The organism is Streptomyces sp. NPDC050759 (genome assembly GCF_044456945.1).
In the GTDB taxonomy this organism is placed as follows: domain Bacteria; phylum Actinomycetota; class Actinomycetes; order Streptomycetales; family Streptomycetaceae; genus Streptomyces.
Genome location: NZ_JBITGI010000005.1, coordinates 480,122 through 500,668, shown reverse-complemented (window position 1 = coordinate 500,668; position 20,547 = coordinate 480,122). Strand labels below are relative to the sequence as shown.

General features: G+C 70.4%; 18 protein-coding genes. 3 read left to right on the top strand and 15 right to left on the bottom strand.

All coding sequences use genetic code 11. The features are described 5' to 3' along the window. Positions 1–186: 186 nt before the first annotated feature. The 3 genes from ACIBJB_RS18825 to ACIBJB_RS18815 all read right to left on the bottom strand — a co-directional run bounded on the left by ACIBJB_RS18825 (position 187) and on the right by ACIBJB_RS18815 (position 3,389). Positions 187–1,110: an alpha/beta hydrolase gene (locus tag ACIBJB_RS18825; protein WP_398931810.1), complete on the bottom strand. Its 924-nt coding sequence runs from the start codon at positions 1,108–1,110 to the stop codon at positions 187–189. A 247-nt stretch (positions 1,111–1,357) separates the two neighbouring features. Then, positions 1,358–2,554, bottom strand: coding sequence for a kynureninase (kynU, locus tag ACIBJB_RS18820; RefSeq protein WP_398931808.1), 1,197 nt, complete (start codon positions 2,552–2,554; stop codon positions 1,358–1,360). After that, positions 2,547–3,389: a tryptophan 2,3-dioxygenase family protein gene (locus ACIBJB_RS18815; RefSeq protein ID WP_398931806.1), complete on the bottom strand. Its 843-nt coding sequence runs from the start codon at positions 3,387–3,389 to the stop codon at positions 2,547–2,549. The genes kynU and ACIBJB_RS18815 overlap by 8 nt, the downstream gene beginning before the upstream one ends. 341 nt (positions 3,390–3,730) lie before the next feature. Here ACIBJB_RS18815 and ACIBJB_RS18810 point away from each other — a divergent pair, with 341 nt between their 5' ends. Next, positions 3,731–4,417 (top strand): gamma-glutamyl-gamma-aminobutyrate hydrolase family protein, encoded by a 687-nt coding sequence (locus ACIBJB_RS18810; RefSeq protein ID WP_398931804.1) that lies wholly within the window; start codon positions 3,731–3,733, stop codon positions 4,415–4,417. A 59-nt stretch (positions 4,418–4,476) separates the two neighbouring features. Here the strand turns inward: ACIBJB_RS18810 and ACIBJB_RS18805 are convergent, their stop codons facing one another. The 7 genes from ACIBJB_RS18805 to ACIBJB_RS18775 form a co-directional block, all read right to left on the bottom strand. Next, complete coding sequence (locus tag ACIBJB_RS18805) at positions 4,477–5,808, bottom strand: MDR family MFS transporter (RefSeq protein ID WP_398931802.1); 1,332 nt, start codon at positions 5,806–5,808, stop codon at positions 4,477–4,479. Positions 5,809–5,811: 3 nt separating this feature from the next. Beyond that, positions 5,812–7,035, bottom strand: coding sequence for an ATP-grasp domain-containing protein (locus ACIBJB_RS18800; RefSeq protein ID WP_398931800.1), 1,224 nt, complete (start codon positions 7,033–7,035; stop codon positions 5,812–5,814). 47 nt (positions 7,036–7,082) lie between these two features. Next, entirely contained in the window at positions 7,083–8,009 is a 927-nt protein-coding gene (locus ACIBJB_RS18795; RefSeq protein WP_398931798.1) for a diiron oxygenase, read from the bottom strand. A gap of 96 nt (positions 8,010–8,105) precedes the next feature. Continuing rightward, on the bottom strand, positions 8,106–9,848 hold the full coding sequence (locus tag ACIBJB_RS18790; protein ID WP_398931795.1) for a carbamoyltransferase: 1,743 nt from the start codon (positions 9,846–9,848) through the stop codon (positions 8,106–8,108). 75 nt (positions 9,849–9,923) lie between these two features. Then, positions 9,924–11,636, bottom strand: a complete 1,713-nt coding sequence (locus tag ACIBJB_RS18785; protein WP_398931793.1) for a carbamoyltransferase N-terminal domain-containing protein — start codon at positions 11,634–11,636, stop codon at positions 9,924–9,926. A 1-nt stretch (position 11,637) separates the two neighbouring features. Beyond that, positions 11,638–13,041 (bottom strand): acetyl-CoA carboxylase biotin carboxylase subunit family protein, encoded by a 1,404-nt coding sequence (locus ACIBJB_RS18780; protein ID WP_398931791.1) that lies wholly within the window; start codon positions 13,039–13,041, stop codon positions 11,638–11,640. Between the two features lie 170 nt (positions 13,042–13,211). Next, positions 13,212–13,958, bottom strand: coding sequence for a hypothetical protein (locus ACIBJB_RS18775; RefSeq protein ID WP_398931789.1), 747 nt, complete (start codon positions 13,956–13,958; stop codon positions 13,212–13,214). A gap of 75 nt (positions 13,959–14,033) precedes the next feature. Between ACIBJB_RS18775 and ACIBJB_RS18770 the strand changes: the two genes are divergently transcribed. Further along, on the top strand, positions 14,034–14,930 hold the full coding sequence (locus ACIBJB_RS18770; RefSeq protein WP_398931787.1) for a LysR family transcriptional regulator: 897 nt from the start codon (positions 14,034–14,036) through the stop codon (positions 14,928–14,930). Between the two features lie 245 nt (positions 14,931–15,175). Then, on the top strand, positions 15,176–15,595 hold the full coding sequence (locus tag ACIBJB_RS18765; RefSeq protein ID WP_398931785.1) for a DUF3151 domain-containing protein: 420 nt from the start codon (positions 15,176–15,178) through the stop codon (positions 15,593–15,595). 72 nt (positions 15,596–15,667) lie between these two features. Here ACIBJB_RS18765 and ACIBJB_RS18760 read toward each other — a convergent pair whose 3' ends face one another. From ACIBJB_RS18760 to ACIBJB_RS18740, 5 genes are all read right to left on the bottom strand, one after another. Continuing rightward, positions 15,668–17,137: an MFS transporter gene (locus tag ACIBJB_RS18760; RefSeq protein ID WP_398931783.1), complete on the bottom strand. Its 1,470-nt coding sequence runs from the start codon at positions 17,135–17,137 to the stop codon at positions 15,668–15,670. Between the two features lie 66 nt (positions 17,138–17,203). Next, positions 17,204–18,235, bottom strand: coding sequence for a class II fructose-bisphosphate aldolase (fbaA, locus tag ACIBJB_RS18755; protein WP_398931781.1), 1,032 nt, complete (start codon positions 18,233–18,235; stop codon positions 17,204–17,206). Positions 18,236–18,363: 128 nt separating this feature from the next. Further along, on the bottom strand, positions 18,364–18,912 hold the full coding sequence (gene pyrE / locus ACIBJB_RS18750) for an orotate phosphoribosyltransferase (RefSeq protein ID WP_398931779.1): 549 nt from the start codon (positions 18,910–18,912) through the stop codon (positions 18,364–18,366). Between the two features lie 10 nt (positions 18,913–18,922). Continuing rightward, a complete protein-coding gene (locus ACIBJB_RS18745) occupies positions 18,923–19,714 on the bottom strand; it encodes an aldose 1-epimerase (protein WP_398931777.1) in 792 nt (263 codons plus the stop codon). A gap of 13 nt (positions 19,715–19,727) precedes the next feature. Next, positions 19,728–20,510, bottom strand: coding sequence for an SRPBCC domain-containing protein (locus tag ACIBJB_RS18740; RefSeq protein WP_398931775.1), 783 nt, complete (start codon positions 20,508–20,510; stop codon positions 19,728–19,730). Positions 20,511–20,547: the final 37 nt, after the last annotated feature.

Below are 20,547 nucleotides of genomic sequence, written 5' to 3'. Positions count from 1 at the left end.
ACAGTCCTCGTCCCTCCCCGTCCACTCGGCCATCGGGCTTGCCTGGAAGGGAAGTTACGGAGCGCAGACCGTCGTCCGCGTCACGCCAGGGAGCTCTTTGAGGTCGTAGCTCTCAGGTATTACGGGTATCACCGGGAGGGAGCGGACACGCGCCGAGAGAGGGCGGACAGGCGCCGGGACCCGCCGTCACCACGCCAACTGCGCGATCTCCTCCGCCACCACCGCGCACGCGTCCGCCGCCGGGTCGATCAGGGGGAAGTGGCCGACGTCCTCCAGCAGCGTCAGGCCCACCACCTCGCCCGCCTTGGCCGCAGCGTCCGCGTATGCCTCGGCAACCGCCTGCGGGACGACCGTGTCGGCGCGGCCCTGGACGAGCGTGGTCGCGATGCCCGTGGGGAGCAGCAGGGCGGGGTCGGCGTACGGCACGCGCGCGGTGAACCCCTCTTCGCCGCCCAGGAGTTGGCGGCACGCCCCGCCGCACACGGCCAGCTTGTCGGCGACCGTGAAGTCGGCGATCGGGGCCAGGGCGACAACCCCGCGCAAGGGAGCGGGGCGCTCGATGCGCCACGCGGCGTCGGCCGGCAGGAGGTGCCGGGCCGCGGCCCACAGTGCGAGGTGACCGCCCGCGGAGTGACCGGTGACCACCATGCGGCGCGGGTCGGCCTGCGGCAGGAACTCCCGTACGAGCGCCGGAAGCGCGTCCATCGCGGCGGCCACGTCGTCGAAGGTCTCGGGCCAACGCCCGGCGACGGGGCCGACGTCACCGGCTCCAGCGGCAGCGTCCTGCCCCGGAATGGACTCCCCGCCCCGCCGGTACTCCACATTGGCCACGGCGAACCCCCGCCGCGCCAGGAAGTCCGCGAACGGTGTCACATGGCGCCGGTCGTACGGCGCTCGCCACGCCCCGCCGTGCAGGACGACGATCAGCGGCGCGAGACCACCCCCGGGAGACACCGCCTCGCGCGGGGCGTAGAAGTCGATCACCTGGTCGGGATCGTCGCCGTACGCCGCGGTGGCGTCGGGGTCGACCGCCGGGTGTGCGAAGGCCGACTCCTCCTCGGCCGCGGCACGGGCTTCTGCGGCGGCACGGGCAGCGGCGGCGTCCGGCATGCTCCAACCTCTCAGCGATGGAACGGATCTGACGGCCCGTGAAAGGGAATCCGGCCGTTGGCCGGGACGCTATCAGGCCGATGACGTGCGCGGACACGCGTGCCGAACCGGGCACCGTCCGTCCCGGAGGGCGTACCGCGCGTGTCCGGCCGTGCTCCGGGCGACGGTCACCGGGGCGCTCCCGGCCGACACGGACCCGGCCGGGATGTACGTCACCCCGGCCTGACGCCACGACGAACGACAACCGTCAGCGGACGAGCGTCTCCCCCAGCACCCGCGCCGCCCGCTCCACGTCCGCGAAACCGACGTACAGCGGCGTGAACCCGAACCGCAGCACGTCCGGGTGCCGGAAGTCGCCCACCACACCCCGCTCGACGAGCCGCTTCATCACCTCACCCGCGTCCGCGCAGCGCAGCGCGATCTGGCTGCCCCGCTCCCCGTGGGCCGGCGGGGTCACGCACTCGACACGGCCCTCATCGACGTACGACGTGACGCACTCCAGGAAGAAGTCCGTCAGGGCGAGGGACTTGGCGCGCACCGCCTCGACCGAGACCCCGTCCCAGACCTCGAGGGCGGCCTCCAGGGCGAGCATCGAGAGGATGTCCGGCGTGCCCACGCGGCCCCGCAACGCGCCCTCGGCAGGGGCGTAGGACGGGCTCATGCCGAAGGGGTCGGCGTGCGAGGTCCAGCCCGGCAGCGGGGAGTCGAAGCGGTCCTGGAGCTCGCGGCGCACATAGAGGTACGCCGGTGAACCGGGGCCGCCGTTGAGGTACTTGTAGGTGCAGCCGACCGCGAGGTCGACGCCGTGCGCGTCGAGACCGACCGGCAGGGCGCCCGCGCTGTGGCACAGGTCCCAGACGGCGATCGCGCCCGCCGCGTGCACGGCGGCCGTGAGCCCGGGCAGGTCGTGCAGCCGCCCGGTGCGGTAGTCGACGTGATTGAGCAGGACGGCCGCCGTACGGCCGCTCAGCACGCCCGGCACCTCCGCCGGGGTCACCGCCCGCAGGGTGCAGCCCGTCATCCGGGCCGCGGACTCGGCGATGTAGCCGTCCGTGGGGAAGGTGGTCGCGTCGACGACCACCTCGTCACGACCGGAAGCGGGACCGCCCGAGAGCCGTACTGCACCCACAAGTGCCTTGAACACATTGACACTCGTCGAGTCGCCGACCACGATCTGCCCGGCCGCCGCCCCGACCAGCGGGGCGATCCGGTCACCGATCCGCTCGGGCGCGGTCCACCAGCCGCTCTCGTCCCAGGACCGGATCCTGAGCGAGCCCCACTGACGGCGTACGACGTCCTCGACACGTCCCGGCACGGCGGCCGGGAGCGCGCCCAGTGAGTTCCCGTCGAGGTACACCACGTCGTCGAGCACGAACCGGGAGCGTACGCCCGCCAGCTCATCGCCCGCGTCCAGCTCCTGGGCCTTGAAAGTGAGGTCAGACATGGGACCGGGCCGTCCACAGCTCCGGGAACACGTTCTTCTGCGCACGCTTCTCCAGCCAGGCCACCCCGGCGGAGCCGCCCGTGCCCGCTTTGGAGCCCATCGCGCGCCGGGTGGCGACGAGATGGTCGTTGCGCCAGCGCCACACCAGCTCGGCGACGTCCGTCAAGGCCTCGCCCAGGCGGGCGAGCTCGTCGTTCTCGGGGCCGGAGTAGAGGGCCGTCCAGGCGGCCTCGACCTCCTCCGACGGCTCGTACCGGCGCGAGACGTCCCGGTCCAGGACGGCGGAGGGGATGGCGTGCCCGCGCCGCGCGAGCAGCCGCAGCACCTCGTCGTACAGGCTCGGCTCGTGCAGCGCCTTCTCCAGCTCGGCGTGGACGCGGGGCGCGCCCCGGTGCGGGACGAGCATGGACGCGGACTTGTCGCCGAGCAGGAACTCCATGCGGCGGTACATCGCCGACTGGAAGCCGGAGCCCTCGCCGAGCGCCGAGCGGTAGGAGTTGAACTGCGCGGGCGTCAGCTGGCCGAGCGGCTTCCAGGAGGCGTTCAGCGCCTCCAGCTCGCGTACGGAACGCTTCAGCGCGGCAACGGCCGTGGGCACGTCGTCGGAGCGCAGCGCGGCCGCCGCGGTCTCCCACTCGTGCACGATGACGGTGAACCACAGCTCCATGACCTGGGTCGTGACCAGGAAGACCATCTCTCCGGGATCGTCGGAGAGGGTGTGCTGGAGGTGGGTGAGCACGTCCGCCTTGACGTAGTCCTCGTACGGCGTCGTGCCTTGGAAGTCGAGATGCGGGGTCTCCGGCTCGTGCGATTCCTGAGCCTCATGGGACGACATCGCTGTCTCCTGTTGTGTACTCCGGGTAGCGGTCCGCCCTGCCGTTACCGACACGGGGCCCCGGTCCCCGCCGGGCATCCTCTTCCATGCTCCCCGGAAATGGCAAGGCCCGCCCGGTCACACTGGCGGGCCCGGAAAGCGGAGCTGATGAGAAGCAGGGCGGGCACACGCCTGACCTGGAGATCGTCCCGCTCTGCGGGCAGCCGATCCGCGAGCCGACGGCGCACTACGGTCCCGCGCGGCCCCCGCCGCGATCTTTCTCGCGGATCTGCGGGCGGTGCCTGCGGGGCCGCGGTATACGTGGTGGCGATCGCACGTTCCGGCTTGGACGGGGGAGCCCCATGAACGACCGGCCGCTCATCGGCGTCACCACCTACCTCGAACAGAAGGTGAGTTGGGGCGTGTGGGAACTTCCGGCGGCGCTCCTGCCCGCCGGATACCCGCAGCTGATCCAGGCGGCGGGCGGGCTCGCGGCGATGCTCCCGCCGGACGACCCCGCCCACGCCGCGTCGGCCGTCGCCCGGCTCGACGGGCTCGTCATCGCGGGCGGCCCGGATGTCGAACCCGAGAGGTACGGTGCGGAGCGCGAGGAGCACACGGGCCCACCCGCGCGGGAGCGCGACGCGTGGGAGCTTGCCCTGATCGAGGCGGCGTTGGCGTCGAACACCCCGCTCCTCGGGATCTGCCGCGGCATGGAGCTCATCAACGTCGCCCGGGGCGGGACGCTGACCCAGCACGTGGAGGGGCACGTGGAGCGGATCGGATGCTTCGGCACCCATCCGGTGAAGCCGGTTCCGGGCTCGCTGTACGGGGAGTTGGTACCGGAGGAGACGGAGGTGTCGATGTACCACCACCAGGCGGTGGACCGCCTCGGCCAGGGGCTCGTGGCGTCCGCGTACGCCGGGGACGGCACCGTGGAGGCGGTGGAGCTGCCCTCCGCCTCCGGGTGGCTCCTCGGGGTGCAGTGGCATCCTGAGATGGGGCAGGACCTGCGGGTGATGCGGGGGCTCGTGGAGGCCGCCCGATGAGGTGGAAGCCGGTCGGGGCCGCGCGGTGAGACCGGCATCGGCGCGGCCCTCGGCTCCCGTCATCGGGTGGCAGGTGTGTCCGCCTCCCTGGGGTCCCCGGGCGCGGCAGCGGACGAGCGCGCGGGCTGCGGCGCCGCTCCGGCCCACATGCCCGCGAAAGCGATGAGTCCGAGGATCGCGCACATGCCCCACACCATGGTCCCGCTGTGCTGGAACAGGGTCGTTCCCGCGCTCGGGCCGACCGCGTAGCCGGCGGTCTGCGCGGTGGTCAGGGCTCCGATGTAGCGGCTGCGCAGCTGTTCCCTCGGCGCGGCCAGAGCGGGATAGGCGACGATCGAGGGGGCGCTGATGATCTCGCCGAGGGTCCACACGACGGTGCCCGTGAAGAAGATCCAGATCCCCGCGCCGATGCCGAACAGCGAGAGGCCGCCGCCGATCAGCAGACTGCCGAAGGCGATCATGGTGTGCATCGGCAGCCTCTGGGTGAACCGGGTCAACGGCAGCTCGAAGAGGATGACCAGGACGCCGTTGAGGGCGAGGACCGTGCCGTAGACGGCCGTGGACAGACCGCGGTCCTTGATCTCCAGCGGCAGCACCGCCTGGTACTGGGCCTCGGTGAAGGCGGTGAGGAACATCGCGACGATCACGAGGAGGAACCTGCGGTCCCGCAGGACGTCCACGTACCCCCCGCCGTTCTTCCTGTCCTCCTTGGCCTTCCCTTCCCTCTCGGGCGCTCCCGGCTCCGCTCCTCCCTGCACGGTGTCCGGAAGCGCGAGGAGCGCGACGATCGCGAAGCCCAGGTTGGTGGCCGCGTTCACCAGGAACAGACTGGTGTACGAGTACCCGGACAGCCATACGCCGAGCAGCGGACCCGCCGACGCGCCGACGTTCAGGCCGAGACGCGTGGCCGCGGACGCCATGACGAGCCGCTTGGGCGGCGTCAGCTCCGCGAGCAGGGTGGACGCGGCGGGCCGGTACACCTGGGTGAACGTGCCCGCCGCCAGGCTGATCACCAGGAGCGGGACGTACTGGTCCACGAAGCCGAGGCACGCCGTGGCCACGCCGGAGAGCAGCATGGACCCGACGATCGCCCGCCGGGGGCCGAACCGGCCCGTGACGGTGCCGCCGACGAAGCTGCCGGCGATCGTACCGACGCCGAACGCGGTCAGTACGAGACCGGCCCGCGAAGGGCTGTAGCCGTTGTCCGTGAGGTAGAGGATCAGGAACAGCGCGACAAAGCTGCCCATGCGGTTGAGTGCGATGCCGAACAGCAGGACCCTTACGGGGTTGGGCAGTTCACGCAGCGTACGCAGCACACCCGCGTGCTCGTCATGGTGCGCCGGGGATGCCTCTTGTTCCGGGGAGCCCGTCCCGGGCTGCTCGTCGGACACGGGTCAGCACTCGCCTTCGAAGACGACGTTCGCCTCGGCCCGGTCCAGGACCGCCTCGCACTCCTCCGGGGAGTCGGCCCGTGCGATGAGGTACCCGTAGCGGGCGATGTAGCCCTCGGGCGGCATGAGCAGGCGCGTGCCGGGCTCGACCAGCGGCACCGACTCGTACAGGCCCGCGTCGGGGTCGGCGGCGGGCAGGGCGAGGCGGCGCACCGTGCAGCTCGCGGGTGGGCAGAGGAAGCGGATGGCGACCGTCGCGTTGCGGCTCCGGTCGAGGCGGGGACGGACGCCCAGGGTCACGTCCGCCTGCACCTCGCCGGAGTCGATGCCATTCGCGATCCGGCCCAGATACGGGATCAGGTCGCCCCCGAGACGGCCGTTCACCTCGACGATCACGGGGCCGTCGGGGGTGAGTTTGACCTCGGTGTGGGTCATGCCGTGGGACCAGCCGAGGGCCCGGTGGGCCTCACCGAGCATCTTCCACAGGTCCTCGTCGGCGAACAGCGGGTCGTCGGCGATGACGGTGTGGCCCGTCTCCTCGAAGTAGGGTTCGCCACCCAGCTTCTTGTGCCCGATCAGATAGGGGAGGTACTCGCCGTCGAAGACGGCCGCGTCGACGCTGATCTCAGGGCCCGTCAGGAACTCCTCGACGAGCACGTCCGCGTGGCTGGCCATCCCCGCCTGGGTCGCCGATCCGGCGATCTCCAGGGCTCGGGCCAGGTCCTCGCGGGCGGAGACCTTGACCACCCCCTGGCTCGCGCCCAGTCCGCGTGGCTTGACCACCAGGGGGAAGCCGATCCGGGCAGCGGCCTTCTCGGCCTCCTCCTCGGTCGTGACCCGGGCGATCTCGGGCTGACGGATGCCCGCCCGGGTGAGAACGTCCCGGGTCGCGCTCTTGTCTCGCACGGCGGCCACCGCCTCGGGGGTGGGCCCCGGCACCCCGAGTTCGGCGGCGACGTGGGCGGCGGCCAGGATGCCGGCCTCGTGGTAGCAGTAGACGCCGCGTACGGGCGTGTGGGCGGCCAGTTCGCGAGCTGCCGGCACTGACGCCGCCGGGTCGAAGACGTCGAGGACCGTCGAGCCGACGATGTACGGGGTCTGCCAGGTGGGGGCCTCCGGGTCGAACAGCCAGACCTTGCCCCGCTGTGCGGCGGAGGCGAGGAGGTACTCGCGGAACTGTTGGTGGCCGCTCCCCAGGACGAGCAGCACACCATCCGTGTCAGTCATGTCTTCTCCCTCTGTGTACCGGCGTGCGGACCGGCTCATGGCCCGCCTCAGGCGGTGAGCAGGCCCTTGTCGTAGAAGCGCTCGCGCGCGCCGGGGAGGTCGAGCACGCCGACCTCCTCGAAGAGGCGGATGGTCTTGGCGGCCGAGTGGCGGATGCCCGCGAGGACGGGCTCGGGCGCGAAGGACTCGGCCACGATCTCCCGGGCCTTGCCCGCGTCGAACCCGGACGCGAGCAGCGCCGCGTGCGCGGGACGCGTGGCGGGCTGCAGAGACCGGATGATCAGGTCGGGCAGGTACTCGGCCACCAACTTCCGTGTGCGGCCGTCGAGTTGGCCCCACAGGTGTTTGAAGAAGGCCGAGAAGAAGGCATGGTGGCGTCCCTCGTCGATCGCGTGGTCGCGTACGGTCTCGCGGACCAGCTCGACGACCCCCTCGTCCTTGGGGATGTCGGACAGGATCGAGGTGACCAGGGTCTCGAAGACGACGACCTGGAGCAGCTGCACGAGCAGCCTGTGGTCGGGCATGTCGGCGCCGACCCCGTCGAGGCCCTTGATGAACGGGCCGAAGTCGTACTCCAGGGCCTTGATGCCGGAGCGGTTCTCCAACTGGCTCTGGACGTCGAGGCTGTACAGCGAGTGGTACCCCTCGTCCACGACGATCCGGTAGGCGTCCATGCGCGAGGCGTCGGTGAGGGACATGCCAGTGCTGCCGTCGGCTATCAGCTGGGTCGCCCGGCAGACCACGGCGACCTCGAAGTGCATGGTGAAGCGCAGCCACTGGTAGCAGTGCTGCGCGATCAGGTAGCGACGCAGCAGGTGGTCGTCCGGGTCCACGTGGGGGTGGGCGAGGTGCGGTACGAGCTCCTCGGGGAAGAACGCCTTGTGGATGTCGTCCTCGATGTCGAGGAGCCGTCTCGGATCGGCCCGGACGCCCGCGCGTTCGTACCAGTTGCGGAAGGCGCTCACTTCTGGCATGGGCGCGTGTGACGGGAACATGTTGCCTCTCGTACGTGGGGTGGACATGCGCGCTCCGAGGGCGGCCGCCGGTCGCGGCGGCCGCCCTCGGAGTCGTCAGGCCTGGGCGAGCGGGGTCTTACGCGGGTGCCCCGCGGGCAGGGAGCGGCCGGTCTTCGTGACCAGCAGACCGTCCAGGTAGAGATAGTCGAGTTCCGTGCGGTGGAAGGTGCGCAGCGCGTCCTCCGGCGTCTCGACGATCGGTTCGCCGTTGTCGTTGTACGAGGTGTTGAGAAGCATCGGCACGCCGGTCCGCTCGTGGAAGGCGCTGATCAGGGCGTGGTAGGTGGGGTCGATGTCCGCGTGCACGGTCTGCACCCGCGCGGTGCCGTCGACGTGCGTGATGGCCGGGACCTCGGCGCGCCGTTCCTCGCGCACCTCCGGCACGAGCAGCATGAACGGGCTCTCCCCGGTGAAGTCGAACCAGTCCGAGACGTGTTCGGCGAGGACCGAGGGGGCGTAGGGACGGAAGACCTCGCGGTGCTTGATCGTGGTGTTGAGGTAGTCACGGGTCTCGGGGTGGCGCGGGTCGGCGAGCATGCTGCGGTGGCCGAGTGCGCGGGGGCCCATCTCGGAGGCGCCCTGGAACCAGCCCACGAAGTGGTGCCCGGCGATCAGTTCGGCGACCTCGTCGACCGTCGCCTCACACCACTCGAGGGTGCCCTCGTAGCGGGCGAGCGCCTGCTCGGCGCGTTCGCGCGCGTACGTGCGGCCGGTCGCCGCCGAGCGCATACGGAACCGCTGCTTCCCGCCGAGCATCTCGTGCCAGCCGTAGAGGGCGACGCCGATGGCCACGCCGGAGTCGCCGGCGGGAGCGGGGATGTATATGTCGTCGAAGGGGCCCTCGGCGCGCACGCGCTGGTTGGCGACCGAGTTCAGGGTCACGCCGCCGGCCAGACAGAGGTGACGCTTGCCGGTCAACTCGTGGGTGTGGCGCGCCAGGTGGAGAACGGCGCGCTCCAGCTCGTCCTGGACCTTGTAGGCCACGTCCTTGGCGAACTGGTGGTTCCAGGAGCCGCGCGCGGTCGGCTCGTAGTCGGCCCCCTCGGATGCCAGGAGTTCCTTCCAGATCTGCTCCAGGTCCTCCTGGGAGACCTTGATGTCGAAGCCGTCGAGGACCAGCCAGTCGCCCCATTCCGGTCGGGGGCGGCCGTACGGGGCAAGGCCCATGGTCTTGCCGGCCTCCGGGTAGCCGCCGCACTCGAAGACGCCGAAGTCCGGAGTGCCGTAGCGGGTCAGGAAGTTCATCTTCGCGGTGAAGAAGTCGTAGAACAGGCCGAGGCTCATGTCCGTGTAGTCCGCCGGGTACGACGTGGCGGCCACGGAGCGCAGCGCGGTGCCCTCGCCGACGAAGGCGGTGTGCTTCTCGATGATGCCGTCGGCGTCGCGGCTTCCGGCCTGGTCGATGACGAGAACGGCTGCGTCGTCGAAGGGCGAGGTGTAGTAGGTGGCCGATGCGTGCCCGAGGTGGTGCGAGGGGAAGGGCAGCGCGTGGACCTTGCTCTTGTCCTTGATGGGCAGCTCGCGCAGGATCCGCCATACGGCGCCGTCGCCGAGCGGGCGGTTGCCGAGGACCAGGTCGACGTCGTCGATCCCGATGCCCGCGGCGTCGAGACAGTAGGCGATCGCCTTCATGGGGATGGTCTTCGTCAGGCGCTCGAAGTGGCCCTGTATGAGAAAGCCTTCGGAGTGCTTGATCCGATCCAGGCGCTCCTCCTCGATGGCGACCACGAGCTCACCGTCCTTGACGATGGCGGCGGAGCGGTCGTGGCTGAGGTTGATTCCGAGGACGTAGCTCATCTGATCCTTGGGTCCTTGCTTCCGTGCGGGAATGGTCTGGGGACTCGGCCGTGCCGTCGTGCTGTGACGGATGCGTCAGGCGAGGGGAACCTTGCGGTAGAGCGTGTTCTCGCTCCACACCATGTCGACGCGGCCCCACGCGAGGGCCGAGGCCACGTCGGGGAAGAAGCCGCTGCCGTTGAGGTTCGCGCTGGTGTTGCACAGGACCGGGATGCCGCTGAGCTCGTGGTAGGCGACGAGGATGCGCCGCAGCGTCTCGTCGTCGTCGGTGCCCACGGTCTGCAGGCGCGCGGTGTCGTCCAGGTGGAGGATCGCCGGGATCCTGTCGCGCCACTCGGGGCGGACGACGTGGTCGAACAGCATGTGCGGGTCGGGGGTGCCGGGAGAGAAGATCGCGGGAGCGTGCTCCTCGAGGCATATCGGGGCGACCGGCCGATACGGTTCGCGCTTCTTCACGTCGTTGAGGACGGTTTTCATCCGCGGTTCCACCGCCGCGGCGAGAATGCTGCGTCCGCCGAGAGCCCGGGGGCCGAGTTCGGCGCGGCCGTCGAGGACCACCACCGGCTCACCGGTCTCGTGCAGGAGGGCCGCGAGTTCCTCCGGCGAACAGGGCGTGGTCCGCCAGCCCTCCGGTACCTCGGGGGTGGGCTTCAGGGCGGGACCGAGTCGGGGGTTCCAGCCGATGGCGACCGGGCGGCCCGTCTCGGCGACGAGCCCGAGGGCGGCCGCGCCGATGGCCGACCCCGAGTCGTTGGGGAAGGGCGGGACCCAGACGTCGGTGAAGATGTCCTGGCGTCGGATGGCACTGTTCCACTTGATGTTCAGCGCGCAGCCGCCGACGAAGCACAGGTTCCAGGGGCCGTCGCCCTTCCACGCCTTCACCTTGGCCACGAGACGCTCGATGAGCAGGTCCTCGAGGAACTGGTGGATGCCGGCGAGGACGTCCTCGTCGGAGAACCCCGCCCCGGTGAGCCGCTCGTGCACGTCGTGGAAGTAGGCGTGCACGAAGGACATCGACGGCTCGGACGTGCTGCCGAACCCGCCGACCTTCGAACGGAACGCGGCCACGTTGTCCGACTCGGCCTCGAAGTGCTCGTCGAACGTCGCCCTCAGGACGTCGAGGATCGCCTGCTGGGGTTTGCCGAGGGCGATGTAGGCCATCAGCTTGCCCGCGACCGACAGGTCGTCGACCGTGCTCGCCTCGTTCGCGCGGCGGAACGGCCCGAAGTGGTGGGCCGACGTGGCGTAGGTGTGGCCGATCAGCGGGAAGAGCTCGCCGCCGTTCTCGACGCCGTGTTCGGGGTCGACCCAGTACAGGCGGGGGAAGAGGCCTCCGTCCCAGACGAGGACGAGCGAGGGCTCGCCGCGCCGCGCGAACTCGCTGGTGCAGTAGGCGCTCGCGATGTGCCCCGCGATGTGCACGTAGCTGCTGTACGGCAGGGACGCGCCGGCCAGCGGGAACGTGCCCTCCCGGCCCGGCTCGAACACGTTGGGGACCGCATCGGTCTCCCGGTAGGGCGCCAGATTCAGCGTGACAGGCCTGCCCTGGTCGGTGAGGTTCGCGTATCCGGTGTGCCTGCCGTCCCAGCCGTCGATGATCCAGCGGTCGACGTCTGATGCCTGATAGCCGAACTCCCTGAGGATCGTGGTGATGACGGAGCTGCTCTCCACCTCGCTGTAGCGAGGGTTGTTGGCGAGCTTCTCCACCTCGACACTGAAGACGAGCTGTCCGTCCTCGATGAGGGCGACCGCACCGTCGTGAGTCAGTTTTAGCCCACAGATGATCAACTCAGTGGCCTTCCGTCTGGGCGTTCTTCTCACGCCAGCCCTTGGACAGGGCGGCTTCGAGGTTGTTGAGCACGGAGTGGGAGTCACGGACCAGGGTGTCCGCGTCGGTGGTGCGCAGGAAGAAGATGCCGCCGTAACCGAGGGCTCCGCTGGAGGAGTCGTAGCGCGGCATCGCGGTGCCCTTGGTGATGCTGAGCCCCGGAACGGCCTCGATCCGGCTACCTGGGCTGAGGATGCCGGACCAGTCCACGAGGTCCTCGTCCCACGTCAGTTCCTCGGCCCACGGGTTGCCCGCGTCGTCCGTCGCGATGAGCGAGAGGGAACCGGCCGCGCCCTTGGCGTCCAGGTCGGTGAGCATCCGGTCGGGGAACCTCACCGGCAGTCCCAGGAGGGAGTCGATGAGCATGCCGACCGGTTCGTAGCCGAAGACGTGCTCGATCTCGGGGGCGACCATGACGCCGCCGAGCCGCGCCGCTGATTCCAGTACGGACAGGCCGCCGTCCTCCATGAGCTTGATCTCGGTGTGCGTGCCGCATGTCTCGAGGCCCAGCGCGTCGACGGCGGCGCGGGCCACCGATTCGACCTTGCGCTGCAGGTCCTGAGGAAGGGCGCACGGGGCGAGGTTGCTGAGCTCGGTGAAGGGCGGGATGGTCGGGATGCGCGACGTGATGCACAGTGGGTGGTACACGCCGTCGGCGACGATGCCCTCGACGCTGAGGTAGTCGCCATAGCCGCTGTCGGCGTCCCACCAGCTCCGGATGGAGCCCGGGATGATCTCTTCCACGAGGAAGTCGCGCTCGGCGCCCACCTGTTGGAGCTCCATGAAGCCGGTTGCGTGGGCGTCCGCCACCGTCGCGGTCGTCTCGGCCCAGGCTTCGGCGATCCGCTCCGGCGAGTCGATGACGAGCTGGCCGACGGCGCCCGCGCCCCAAGCGGACTTGAGCAGCAACGGAGGCGTCAACTCCGCGTAGGCCGACTTGAGTTCGTCCTCGGATGTGACGCGGCGGAAGCGGGGGCTCGGCACGCCCTCCTGCTCCCAGATCTCCCGCATGAGGCGCTTGTCCCGGGACTGGGCCGCCTTCGGCCCGGCGCCGCGCAGACCGAGCCGCTCGGCCGCCTCGGCCACGGCGAGGACAGCGAACTCGGACAGCGTGAACACCGCGTCCGCGCCGACCCGTTGAGCCTCGGCGACGATCAGGCCGACCAGGGCGTCGCCTTCGAGGCGCTCGTCCCACGCCGGAATCACGGCGGTGCAGTGCGGACGCCAGGAGTCCTCCGTGTGCAACGGCATCTGCTGCAGTGCCAGGACATGCACCTCAGCGCGCTCCGCGATCTTCGGGATCGCGTACTCGAGCGGTGCGCCGCCGCGACAGTACACGAGAAGGACTCGGCGATACGGATCCATGACAGTGTTGCTCCTTGCGGTCGAAGTAGGTGAAAGCCATCCATCTGAGATGGATTCGGGCAGGGGTGTGTACGGATCAGGTCAGGACCCAGTGCCGGACACCTGGGTGCCCGTTCAGGCCGTCCTGTCCGGAGTGGTCTGCTCGGTGTGGTCTGCTCGGATCGCCCTGTTCAGGCCGAGGGCCCGACGGGCACCGGTCGGCTCTCCTTGTGAGCGACCGCGGCCCTGACCAGGGCCACCGTGATCGCCTGCGCGCTCTCGTCGCCCTCGGAGAGCTCGGGCTGGAACAGGGTTGCCAGGAAGAAGGGATGGTCCGGGAGCTCCGCGATGCGGACCTCCCCGTCCCCGTCGACGCCGCTCCACCGCATCCCGTGCTGTTGCAGCACGTCACGGTAGGTGGAGGAAAGGCCGTAGGCACACTGATAACGGCCCGTGATCAGATCCGTACCGAGAACCCCCTCCGCGAGGGAGCCGGACTGTACGTGCACGACGCCTTCCCAGGCCATGAGCGAGCAGGCCAGGGGAACGATCAGGTGCTCCTCGGCCCAGGGGGTGTTCTCGGCGTGGCCGATGTCGGGGAACCCGCACTCGTGGCGCGCGAACTCCAGCAAGGCGTGCTGGAATCCACCGCACGTACCCAGGAACGGGATGCCGTGTACACGGGCGATGCGCGCGGCCTCCACGGCGCCGCTCTCGTCCCGGTAGGGACTCCCGGGGACCAGCCAGATCGCGTCGAATTCCTTCAGGGTGCCCTCGTCCACATCGCAGGTGGCCACCCAGTAGGTGTCGAGGAGCAGGTCATCGCTGTCGGCGATGGCGGCCAAAAGAGGCGGTATGTGGCCATGCGCACGTATGTGCGGAGCCCTGTCGCCCACCAGCGCAACGCGCGTCATACGGCCCCCCTGAGCTGCGGTCATGTACTCATCATCGCAATCGGACCCCGGCGGGATCCAACAACAATGGATAAAGAGTCATTAGCCATACTGATCGGCATGGATCTTCAAGTGCTCAAGACCTTCGTCGCGGTGGCTCAGCGCGGTTCGTTCTCAGACGCCGCACGCGCACTGGGGTACACACAGTCCGCCGTCTCACAGCAGGTGGCCGCCCTGGAAAATGATCTGGGGGTTCAGCTGCTGAACCGGCGGCCCGTGTCTCTCACGGCGGAAGGACAGCGGCTGCTGGAGCACGCACAGCCCCTGTTACACCGTCTGGAAGTCGCCCGCAGCGATGTCACACGCCGGCTGACGGCCCCTGCGGGCGCCCTCGTCCTCGGCGCTTCCCCCCTTGCCATGACCCGCGAGGCCGTGCGCGCCCTCACCCTGGCGCGTGCCGTGAGCCCCCGTACCCGCATCACCCTGCGCATGGCCGCGCGGGAGGACATCGCCGCACAGGTCTCGACGGGCACGTTCGACCTCGGTCTCGTCGACGGCATAGGCGCCCCCGACGACCCGCTGCCCGTGGTCGATGTCGGTCCCCTCAAGGCCATACGCGTCGCAGAGGAACCCGTGGCCGTCCTCCTCCCGGCCGACCACCCCCTCAAGGACCGCCCCAGGCTCCACCTGGCCGACCTCTGCGACGCCCAATGGATCGACGCCCCCTTCACGTCGGCCACCCTCACCGAGCTGCGCGCGATCTGTCACAGCGAGGCGTTTCCCGCGCCCCTCCGTTACGAGGGCCTGGACGTACGAACCCTGCAGGGTCTGGCCGAGGCGGGCCTGGGCCAGGTCGTACTACCGTGGTCCGTGGCGAAGGAGAGCACCTTCGGCACGGCCGTCCCCCTCGCGACGCCCCGGATCGTCCACCGGCGCGAGGTCCTCTACCGACGCAAACTCGACGGTGCCGCCAAGGAGTTGGTCACGCAACTCATGACGCCGGGCCGGGGCGGCTGAGCATGCGTTCCCTGTGGGGCCCATAGGACCAGTCGTCGGGGTGATGATCGGCTCCCAGTCACCCACGACGGGCTCTCCACCCCCTTGTCCCGCCACTCACGCGCGATCGACGCGCAACGGATGCCCCCCAGGAAGTCCTGCACCGCCTTGCGGAGGTTCTCGGCCTCTTCCGGCACCAGCGTCCTGCGATCCTCCCGGCCTTCAAGTCTTCCAGCATGTGCCAGGCCAAGTGGCAGACTGCTTACATGACGACGCACAAGAACCTGCTCGGCGGCCCGGACCCGACATACCTGCCGGAGAACGAAGAGGCATACCGCCTGCTGGGCGAGGAGTCCCAACCTCCGGTCGAGGTCGCGGCACAGCACCCCACGTTCTCGCTCGCCTGGGCGATGCTGGCCGACGACGCCTTCGAGGCGGGGCGAGTGGTCGAGTCGTACGCCTACGCGCGCACCGGCTATCACCGGGGTCTGGACTCGCTGCGCCGGGCCGGGTGGAAGGGACACGGCCCCATCCCTTGGGATCACCGGGCCAATCGCGGGTTCCTGCGCTGCCTCGCCGCCCTCGCTCGTGCCGCGGGCGAGATCAACGAAAAGGACGAGACGGAGCGTTGCTGGCAGTTCCTCAAGGACAGCAGTGCCGAGGCGTACAACGAACTGAGGCGGTAGTCACCGCAGTTGAAATTTCGCGCCCCCACGCGGCTCCGCCGCGTGGGCGCGACCGGCCACAACGCACCCGCACTACGACAGCCGCCCCCGAGCCCTCTCCCCCTCCAGCGGCGGCGACAGCACGGCCCCGTGCGTACGGCACTCCGGCCGACGGCACCCCGCCGGCAGCGACCGTACCGTCGCGAACGCCACCACAGAGCCCACCACCAGCACCCCCGCGCACACCGTCATCGCCCGCCCGAAGGCACTGTCGAACGCCGTGGGCGACCGGTACGCCTCCTCCCCCATCCCGGTGACCAGCGGCAGCGCGGCCACCGCGATCAGGCCCGCCGCCCGGGCGGCCGCGTTGTTGATGCCGCTGGCCAGCCCGGCCCGCGAGGCGTCCACCGAGCCCAGCACGGTCGCCGTCAGCGGGGCGACCAGCGTGACCATGCCGGTGCCCAGGACCAGGAGGGCCGGGACCACATCCAAGAGGTACGACGCCCCCGGCCCGACCCGCAGCATCAGCAGCATCCCGGCGGCGCACAGCAGCGGGCCGGCGGTGAGCGGGATGCGCGGCCCGATGCGGTCGGCCAGGGCACCCGAGCGGGCGGAGAACAGCAGCATCAGCGCGGTCGTCGGCAGCAGGGCCGTACCGGCCTGGAGGGCCGAGTAACCGACCACCACCTGGAGCTGGACGGCGCCCAGGAAGAAGAACCCGCCGAAGGCCGCGTAGACGCACAGGGTCACCAGGTTGACCGCGGTGAACTGCCGGGACGCGAAGATCCCGAGCGGCATCATCGGGTCGGGACGGCGCTTCTCGACGGCGACGAAGGCCACGCCGGCCGCGACCCCGGCCACCGCCGCCAGTGCCACGGTCCAGGACCCGCCACGCGCCTCGATCAGCGCGTACGTCACCAGCGCCAGCGCCAGCGCGCCCAGGACCGCGCCGAGGACGTCGAACCGGCCGTGGTCGGCCCGCCCGTCCGCCGACTCGGGAACATGCCGTACGGCGATCGGCGCGCACACCAGGGCCAGCGGGACGTTGAGCAGGAACACCCAGCGCCAGCCCGGGCCGTCCACCAGCCAGCCGCCCACGAAGGGGCCCACGGCCGCCCCGATACCGCCGAACCCGGACCACAGACCGACGGCCCGGCCCCGGTCGTCGGGGTGGAAGGAGGCCTGGATCAACGCCAGCGAACCCGGTGTGAGCAGCGCGCCGCCCACCCCCTGCAGGGCCCGGGCGGCGACGAGGACACCCGCGTTGGGGGCGAGCCCGCACAGCAACGAGGCCGCCGCGAACCACACCACCCCGACGACGAAGACCTTGCGGCGGCCGTACCGGTCCCCGAGGGAGCCGCCGAGCAGGATCAGCCCGGCCAGCGTCAGCATGTACGCGTTGACCGTCCACTGAAGGGCGGCGAGGTCGGCGTCCAGGTCGCGGCCGATGGCCGGCAGGGCAACGTTGACGACGGTCGAGTCCAGCAGCGCCATGCTGGAGCCGAGGATGGTGGTGAGCAGGATCCACTTGCCTTGCGGCGAGGCCAACCGGACGTCGGGCATGACCCCAGGTATACAGCGAGCCCGGTGCCGTAGCACCGGGCTCACCGAAAACAGCCGTAATGGGCCTTACTTGATCTTCGTGCCCGCCGAGCGCAGGTTCTGCGTCGCCTCGACGACACGGGCGGCCATCGACGCCTCGGCCAGCTTGCCCCAGGTCCGCGGGTCGTAGGTCTTCTTGGAGCCGACCTCGCCGTCGACCTTGAGGACGCCGTCGTAGTTGCGGAACATGTGGTCGGCGACCGGACGCGTGAAGGCGTACTGGGTGTCGGTGTCGATGTTCATCTTGACGACGCCGTTCTCCAGCGCGGTGCGGATCTCCTCCTCCGTGGAGCCGGAGCCGCCGTGGAAGACGAAGTCGAACGGCTGGGACCCGGCCGGCTTGCCGAACTTGGCGGCCACGCCGTCGTTCAGCTCCTTCAGCAGGTCGGGGCGGAGCACGACGTTGCCCGGCTTGTACACGCCGTGGACGTTGCCGAAGGAGGCGGCCAGCAGGTAGCGCCCCTTCTCACCGAGCCCGAGCGCCTCGGCCGTACGGATCGCGTCGTCGACGGTCGTGTACAGGGAGTCGTTGATCTCGTGCGAGACGCCGTCCTCCTCGCCGCCGGTCGGGGTGATCTCGACCTCGAGGATGATCCTGGCGGCACGGGCGCGCTCCAGGAGCTCCTGGCCGATGGAGAGGTTGTCGGCGAGGGTCTCCGCCGAGCCGTCCCACATGTGCGACTGGAACAGCGGGTTGCCGCCGGCCTTCACGCGCTCCTCGGACACGGCGAGCAGCGGGCGTACGTACCCGTCGAGCTTGTCCTTGGGGCAGTGGTCGGTGTGCAGGGCGACGGTGACCGGGTACTTCTCGGCGACGATGTGCGCGAACTCGGCGAGGGCCACGGAACCCGTGACCATCTCCTTGCTGTACTGGCCGCCCAGGAACTCGGCACCGCCGGTCGAGATCTGGATGATGCCGTCGCTCTCGGCCTCCGCGAAGCCGCGCAGCGCAGCGTGCAGGGTCTGGGTCGAGGTCACGTTGATGGCCGGGTAGGCGAACTTGCCCGCCTTCGCCCGGTCGAGCATGTCGTTGTAGACCTCAGGGGTTGCGATGGGCATCTGTCCGCTCCTTGTATCTGCGGGTTGGCGTACTGCGTGCTTACGGCCCTGACCTAGACCTTGTGTGGGGGTTCGACGTCATCGTCGGCCTCATCTTTCCAGACTTGGCCGGATGGTCCATCCCCTGGTCAGTCCAGCCCCAGCTCGTCCTTCGAGTACGCGAAGCGGTACGGCACGCCCGCGCCCTGCTCGATCTTCTCTGCGGCGCCGGTGGCCCGGTCGACGATCGTGGCGACCGCGACGACCTCGGCGCCCGCCTCGCGCACCGCCTCGACCGCGGTGAGCGGGGAGCCACCGGTGGTGGAGGTGTCCTCGACGACCAGCACCCGGCGGCCGGCGATGTCGGGGCCCTCGACCCGCCGCTGCATGCCGTGCGCCTTGGCCGCCTTGCGGACGACGAAGGCGTCCAGGCGCCTGCCGCGCGCGGCGGCCGCGTGCAGCATGGCGCCGGCGACCGGGTCGGCGCCCATGGTCAGTCCGCCCACCGCGTCGAACTCCAGGTCCGCGGTCAGGTCCAGGAGCACCTGTCCGACCAGCGGGGCCGCCTCGCCGTCGAGGGTGACGCGGCGCAGGTCGACGTAGTAGTCGGCCTCCAGACCCGACGACAGGGTCACCTTGCCGTGCACCACGGCCTTGTCCTTGATCTGCTGCAGCAGCTCGCCGCGTACGTCCGTCATGCCTGTCAGCTTAGATGCGGCGCCAGGTCCACGTGGTCGTGGCTTCCAGCGGCTCCAGCGGGGTGACCAGGCGCGGCAGGGTGTTCAGGCCGTTGGGCGGCCCGGTCTGCGGCTCCACGCAGACGGCGGCCTCCTGCTCGTCGTACACCACGACCCATTCCTCGCGGCTGGCGACCTTCAGCTCCAGCTGCCCCGGCCAGGTGAGCGTGACGTCGACGCCGCCGGGCATGCCGAAGCAGTCGTCCCAGGGGCCCGGCTTCGGCTCGACGCGGTTGCCGGTGGGCAGGTGGTCGTCGCCGCGCTCCTCCTGCCAGGCGGCGGTGAAGTCGAGCCGGACCGGTTCACCGCCTGCGAGGGTGCGGTTGAACCAGGGGTGCCAGCCGATCTGGGCCGGGAAGGAGGAGTCGTACGTCTCCACGGACATCGTGAGCGTCAGGGCGTCCGGGGTGAGCGCCGCGATCTGGGTGACGCGGCCCGCGTAGGGCCAGGGCTTGACGAGGTCGTACGTGAGGACGGCCTCGTCGGTGGACGTGCGGGCGATGTTCCAGGCGCCGTCGCGGGCCGTGCCGTGGATGGCGTGCGGTGGGGAGTTGAGCGGCATCTGGTGGACGTCGGCGCCGTCACGGAACCGTCCGTCCCGGATGCGGCCGCACCAGGGGACCATCGGGAAGCAGCCGAAGCGCTCTCCCTGCCGCAGCAGTTCGACGCCTCCGACCCTAAGTCCCCCGACCCGTCCACCGTTTCCCGGCTGCAAGGTCACTTCCGCGTCGCCCGCGGTCAGTGTGATGTCTTCTTGGCTCACGGGATGACACTACTCAACGGCGTTTTCTCAGCACCCGGGTCACCACGATCGCCGATGCCAGAACCACCGCGGCCGCCGGGGCCGCCCAGCGGAGGGTCGCTCCCGAGGCCACGGTCTGGGGGGCCGGGACGGGGGCGTAGCGGCCCCTGGGCGGTGCGTGGTCGACCTCCTCCGCGCTGCGGCCGATCATCGTGCGACGGGCGTGGGCCGCTTCGGCCGGGGGGTTGGCGGGTTCTGTGAAGTCGTCGACGGGGGGCGCGGGGGGCTCCTCGGGCTCGGGAGTCTCCACGGCCGCCGATGTCTCCGGCTTCTCCTCCGGTTGCTCGGGCTTCTCCTCCGGTTGCTCGGGCTTCTCCTCCGGTTGCTCGGGCTTCTCCTCCGCCTTGCCCAGGGCCTCCGCGAAACGGTTCAGCAGCCGTACGACCGCGGAGCCCACCGCGTCCTGCGGGAGTTCCGTGACGCGGCCGTCCGCCGTGGCCGTGCCGTCGAAGGTCAGGGTCGTGCCGCCCTCCGTGTCGCGCAGGCGGAGGGTGAGGGCGAGGCTGACCGTGCCGGTGCCGCGGGTCTCGGTGGCGTCGCCCTCGACGGCGTAGGAGCCGTCGTCCCGGCCGGTGACGCGCACCGCGCCGCGGTAGGTGATGGAGTGGCTGCCGACCCGCACCTTCAGGCGCCCGGCGACGGGATCCGCGCCGGCGTCCTGCTGGAGCCCGGGAACCGCCCGGGCGACCCTGACGGGATCCCCCAGGGCTTCCCTCAGCCGCTCGACCGTAACCGGAACGAACACCTCATGCTCCATGGTTGCCGAGCCTACCCAGGGGGGACGGTCATGCGCC

Coding starts and splice junctions, on each gene's coding strand:
- pyrE (WP_398931779.1), bottom strand. CDS start 18,912: ATGACGGACGTACGCGGCGAGCTGCTGCAGCAGATCAAGGACAAGGCC.
- ACIBJB_RS18780 (WP_398931791.1), bottom strand. CDS start 13,041: ATGGATCCGTATCGCCGAGTCCTTCTCGTGTACTGTCGCGGCGGCGCA.
- kynU (WP_398931808.1), bottom strand. CDS start 2,554: ATGTCTGACCTCACTTTCAAGGCCCAGGAGCTGGACGCGGGCGATGAG.
- ACIBJB_RS18795 (WP_398931798.1), bottom strand. CDS start 8,009: ATGCCAGAAGTGAGCGCCTTCCGCAACTGGTACGAACGCGCGGGCGTC.
- ACIBJB_RS18800 (WP_398931800.1), bottom strand. CDS start 7,035: ATGACTGACACGGATGGTGTGCTGCTCGTCCTGGGGAGCGGCCACCAA.
- ACIBJB_RS18760 (WP_398931783.1), bottom strand. CDS start 17,137: ATGCCCGACGTCCGGTTGGCCTCGCCGCAAGGCAAGTGGATCCTGCTC.
- ACIBJB_RS18770 (WP_398931787.1), top strand. CDS start 14,034: ATGGATCTTCAAGTGCTCAAGACCTTCGTCGCGGTGGCTCAGCGCGGT.
- ACIBJB_RS18765 (WP_398931785.1), top strand. CDS start 15,176: ATGACGACGCACAAGAACCTGCTCGGCGGCCCGGACCCGACATACCTG.
- fbaA (WP_398931781.1), bottom strand. CDS start 18,235: ATGCCCATCGCAACCCCTGAGGTCTACAACGACATGCTCGACCGGGCG.
- ACIBJB_RS18810 (WP_398931804.1), top strand. CDS start 3,731: ATGAACGACCGGCCGCTCATCGGCGTCACCACCTACCTCGAACAGAAG.
- ACIBJB_RS18740 (WP_398931775.1), bottom strand. CDS start 20,510: ATGGAGCATGAGGTGTTCGTTCCGGTTACGGTCGAGCGGCTGAGGGAA.
- ACIBJB_RS18825 (WP_398931810.1), bottom strand. CDS start 1,110: ATGCCGGACGCCGCCGCTGCCCGTGCCGCCGCAGAAGCCCGTGCCGCG.
- ACIBJB_RS18775 (WP_398931789.1), bottom strand. CDS start 13,958: ATGACCGCAGCTCAGGGGGGCCGTATGACGCGCGTTGCGCTGGTGGGC.
- ACIBJB_RS18790 (WP_398931795.1), bottom strand. CDS start 9,848: ATGAGCTACGTCCTCGGAATCAACCTCAGCCACGACCGCTCCGCCGCC.
- ACIBJB_RS18815 (WP_398931806.1), bottom strand. CDS start 3,389: ATGTCGTCCCATGAGGCTCAGGAATCGCACGAGCCGGAGACCCCGCAT.